We start from the raw sequence: 3915 nt of genomic DNA, 5'->3' as shown, positions 1-3915 counted from the left end.
CCCGAAGTCAATTTCTCGGACGATGGCCCGATGCGCCACCAGCACCTTGGCACCGCAGTCAAGAGGTCTTGAGGGCTTAACCATGGGTAAGCCAACTTTAGACGCGCTGCTGCGCCACTTGATTGCCCGTTGGGAGGGCGAGGTGGTGGAGTTCAAGCGTGCGGGCGACGGGTATTCCACGTCAGATATCGGCAAGTACTTTTCCGCGTTGGCAAACGAAGCGAATCTCCGTGATGAAGAAAAGGCTTGGTTGGTATTTGGTGTTGACAACGCCAGCCGATCCGTGGTGGGTACAAACTACAGGCCAGAGCCTGAGCGACTGCACAGCCTGAAAATGCAAATCTCCGAAGGTACCGAGCCGAGCATCACGCTGCGTGATATCCATGAGCTGCAAACGGCACAGGGCCGGGTTCTGTTGCTGGAAATACCGGCTGCTCCGCAAGGGATGCCCATCGCCTGGAAAGGGCATTACTACGCACGTTCCGGTGAAAGTCTGACTCATCTGGGTTTGGATAAGCAAGACGCTCTGCGCGGGCAGGTGGGGGCAGCTGACTGGACTGCGCAAGTGGTTGCTGGCGCTACCTTGGCAGACCTGGATACCCAGGCGCTGACCAAAGCGCGGGAATCTTTTGCCAGGAAATATGCCAATCGGTTCACGGCGGAAGACGTTACGGCCTGGCCCGACGCGGTTTTTTTGGACCGTGCGCGGCTCACTCAAAATGGACACATTACCCGCGCCACCTTGTTACTGCTGGGCAAGGCGGAGTCAGCTTACCGGCTATCACCGCACCCTGCGCAAATTACCTGGAAGCTCGAAGGTCCAGAGCGAGCCTATTTGCACTTTGCGCCGCCGTTTTTGCTGACCACGACCGAGTTGTACCAAAAGATCCGTAATGTGCCCTTGCGCATATTGCCCGACGATCAACTGGTGCCTGTGGAGGTGGCCAAGTACGATCGCAAGATTGTGCTGGAGGCGCTGCACAACTGCATTGCGCACCAGGATTACGCGCGCAGTGGCCGTGTCCATAAAACCCCGAGGCGCTACCGTAATCCGTTCTTGACGCAGGCCATGGCTGAGTTGAACATGATTGACACCATGGGTTATGGCATTCACGAAATGCATGTGGGTCAGGCACGGCGGTATTTCCCCATGCCCGATTACGACCTGACAGAGCCCCGGGCTGTCAAGATGACGCTTTACGGCGCGGTCGTCGATGTGGCCTACAGCCGTATGTTGATTCAGAAAACCAATTTGCCGCTGGAAGATATTTTGGCTTTGGATCGCGTTCAAAAAAGCTTGCCGATAGATGATTTAGTGGTGAGTCGCTTGCGCCGTGCCAAATTGATTGAGGGACGCAAGCCGCATCTGTACGTGTCTGCAGTTGTGGCGTCTGCCACTGCCGCCAAAGCAAATTACATTAACACGCGTGGACAAGACGACGCGTTTTACGCCAAGTTGGTGTTGGACTATCTTTCCCAGTTTGGAGCCGCTAATCGCCTTGAGATAAACACCTTGCTTTTTGGCAAGCTGAGCGATGCGCTGGATGAAGTCCAAAAACACAACAGAATCAGCAATCTCCTGACCAACATGAGGCGTGCCGGGAGAATCAAGAATACCGGACCACGCAAGGCGCCTCGCTGGGTTCTTGCAGAGAAAATGCAGGATAAAAATTTATAAATGCAGAATAAAACCGCGTTAAAAAATTTCAAGTTGTTGATCTTGATGAGTTTTATAAATTTTCATGGTTGAAATTCATTTCAATAAATAGTATGAAGCAGGCCGCATCTTGAAAAAACACACCCACGCACTTCCCGAAGTCAATTTCTCGGACGATGGCCCGATGCGCCACCTGCATCTTGGCACCGAATGGATCCAGGGTTCGATGTACCTGGACGCGCCCAATGCCCTGGTGCACGAGTACATCCAGCGCATGATGGCCTGGCTGCTGTTTGTGCCGCCCGAGTCGGTGAAAGAGCGCCAAGCCGTTCAACTGGGTCTGGGTGCAGGCTCTCTCACCAAGTTCTGCGCCAAGGAACTGCGCATGCAAACCACCGCCATCGAGCTCAATCCGAAGGTGCTGGCAGCTTGCAAAAGCTGGTTCAAGCTGCCGGCAGAAACCCCCCGCCTGCAGGTGGTGCTGGCCGATGCCGCGCAGGAAATCCAGAACCCTAAATGGTGGGGCACTGTCGATGCCTTGCAGGTGGATTTGTACGATCACGAAGCCGCCGCGCCGGTGCTCGACAGCCTGCCGTTTTACAACCACTGCCGGCGCCTGCTGACGCCTGAGGGCTGCATGACGGTGAACCTGTTTGGCCGCGCGTCGAGCTTTACCCGCAGCGTCGAGAAGATGTCGGCTGCTTTTGGCAAGGATGCCATTTGGGCCTTCAAACCCACGCGCGAAGGCAACACCGTGGTGCTGGCGCAGCACACGCCAAGCCGGCCCAAGCGCGATGTGCTGATGGCGCGCGCCGACCGCATCGAGTTCGAATGGGGCCTGCCAGCGAGCAAATGGGTGCGGGTGTTCAAGCCCATGCTGTCATGATGCAGCGCCCGCCCGCGACATCCCCAGTGCAGCAAGCCCAGGGTCCGCTGGACTGGCGCAACCTGGTGCAGTGGCTGCAGGCCGACGGCCTCATCACGGCGCCGGAGGCGCAGCGCATCCAGTCGCGTTGCGCCCAGGCCGAGAGCGTGCAGCACCCGCTGCTGCGCCTGACCAGCGTCGGTGTGCACCGCGCCAGCGACGACAAGGCCATGGGCATGGAGGCACTGGTGCAATGGCTGGCGCCGCGCGCTGGGCTCGGCTATTTGCGCATCGACCCGCTCAAGGTCGATGTGGCCAAGGTGGCCGACATCATGAGCCCGGCCTATGCCGAGCACCACAAAATATTGCCGGTGCAGGTGAGCGCACAAGAGGTGGTAGTGGCGACCGCCGAGCCGTATCTGACCGACTGGGTGGCCGAGGTGGAGCGCCAGGCCAGGCGCAGCGTGCGCCGCGTGCTGGCCAATCCGCAGGACATCGCCCGCTTTACCGCCGAGTTTTTTGCGCTCGCCAAGTCGGTGCGTTCAGCCAGCAAGGCGGGCAGCAACGCGGGCTCCAGCTTTGAGCAACTGGTGGAACTGGGCAAAAGCAACAAGCAGCTCGACGCCAACGACCAGAGCGTGGTGCAGGTGGTGGACTGGCTCTGGCAATATGCCTTTGACCAGCGCGCCAGCGACATTCACCTGGAGCCACGGCGCGAGCAGGGCGTGATCCGCTTTCGCATCGACGGCGTGCTGCACCCGGTGTACCAGATGCCGATGGGCGTGCTGGCTGCCATGACGGCACGCATCAAGCTGCTCGGGCGCATGGACGTGGTCGAAAAACGCCGCCCGCAGGACGGCCGCATCAAGACGCGCAACCCGAGCGGTGACGAGATCGAAATGCGCATCTCGACGTTGCCCACCGCGTTTGGCGAAAAGATGGTGATGCGCATTTTCGACCCCGAGACCACGGTCAAGGACCTCGATGCGCTGGGCTTCTCGGCGCACGACGCGCAGCGCTGGGAGGCGCTGGTCAAGCGCCCCAACGGCATCATTCTGGTGACCGGCCCCACCGGCTCGGGCAAGACCACCACGCTCTATTCCACGCTGAAGCGCGTCGCCACCGAAGAGGTCAACGTGAGCACGGTGGAAGACCCGATCGAGATGATCGAGCCGGCGTTCAACCAGACCCAGGTGCAGCCGCAGCTTGACTTCGGCTTTCCCGAAGGCTTGCGCGCGCTGATGCGGCAAGACCCCGACATCATCATGGTCGGCGAGATTCGCGACCAGGCCACCGCCGAGATGGCGGTGCAGGCGGCGCTCACCGGGCACCTGGTCTTTAGTACGCTGCACACCAACGACGCACCGAGCGCAGTCACCAGGCTGATGGAGCT

Annotated in this window: 3 protein-coding genes; all 3 read left to right on the top strand. The window is 59.4% G+C overall.

The annotated features are described in order from the left end of the window. Window positions 1–1678 (top strand): ATP-binding protein (locus tag IBX54_RS13250; protein WP_296543126.1); only part of this gene is annotated, 1678 nt, incomplete at its 5' end. A 163-nt stretch (window positions 1679–1841) separates the two neighbouring features. Continuing rightward, a complete protein-coding gene (locus tag IBX54_RS13245) occupies window positions 1842–2543 on the top strand; it encodes a spermidine synthase (protein WP_296543128.1) in 702 nt (233 codons plus the stop codon). A 26-nt stretch (window positions 2544–2569) separates the two neighbouring features. Continuing rightward, window positions 2570–3915: GspE/PulE family protein (locus tag IBX54_RS13240; RefSeq protein WP_367141846.1), on the top strand; the 1346-nt coding region annotated here is incomplete at its 3' end.

This window comes from Rhodoferax sp. (assembly GCF_014859475.1).
Taxonomy (GTDB): Bacteria; Pseudomonadota; Gammaproteobacteria; order Burkholderiales; family Burkholderiaceae_C; genus Rhodoferax.
The sequence above is the reverse complement of the archived record's forward strand: the minus strand, read 5'-3'. Positions and strand labels throughout refer to the sequence as shown.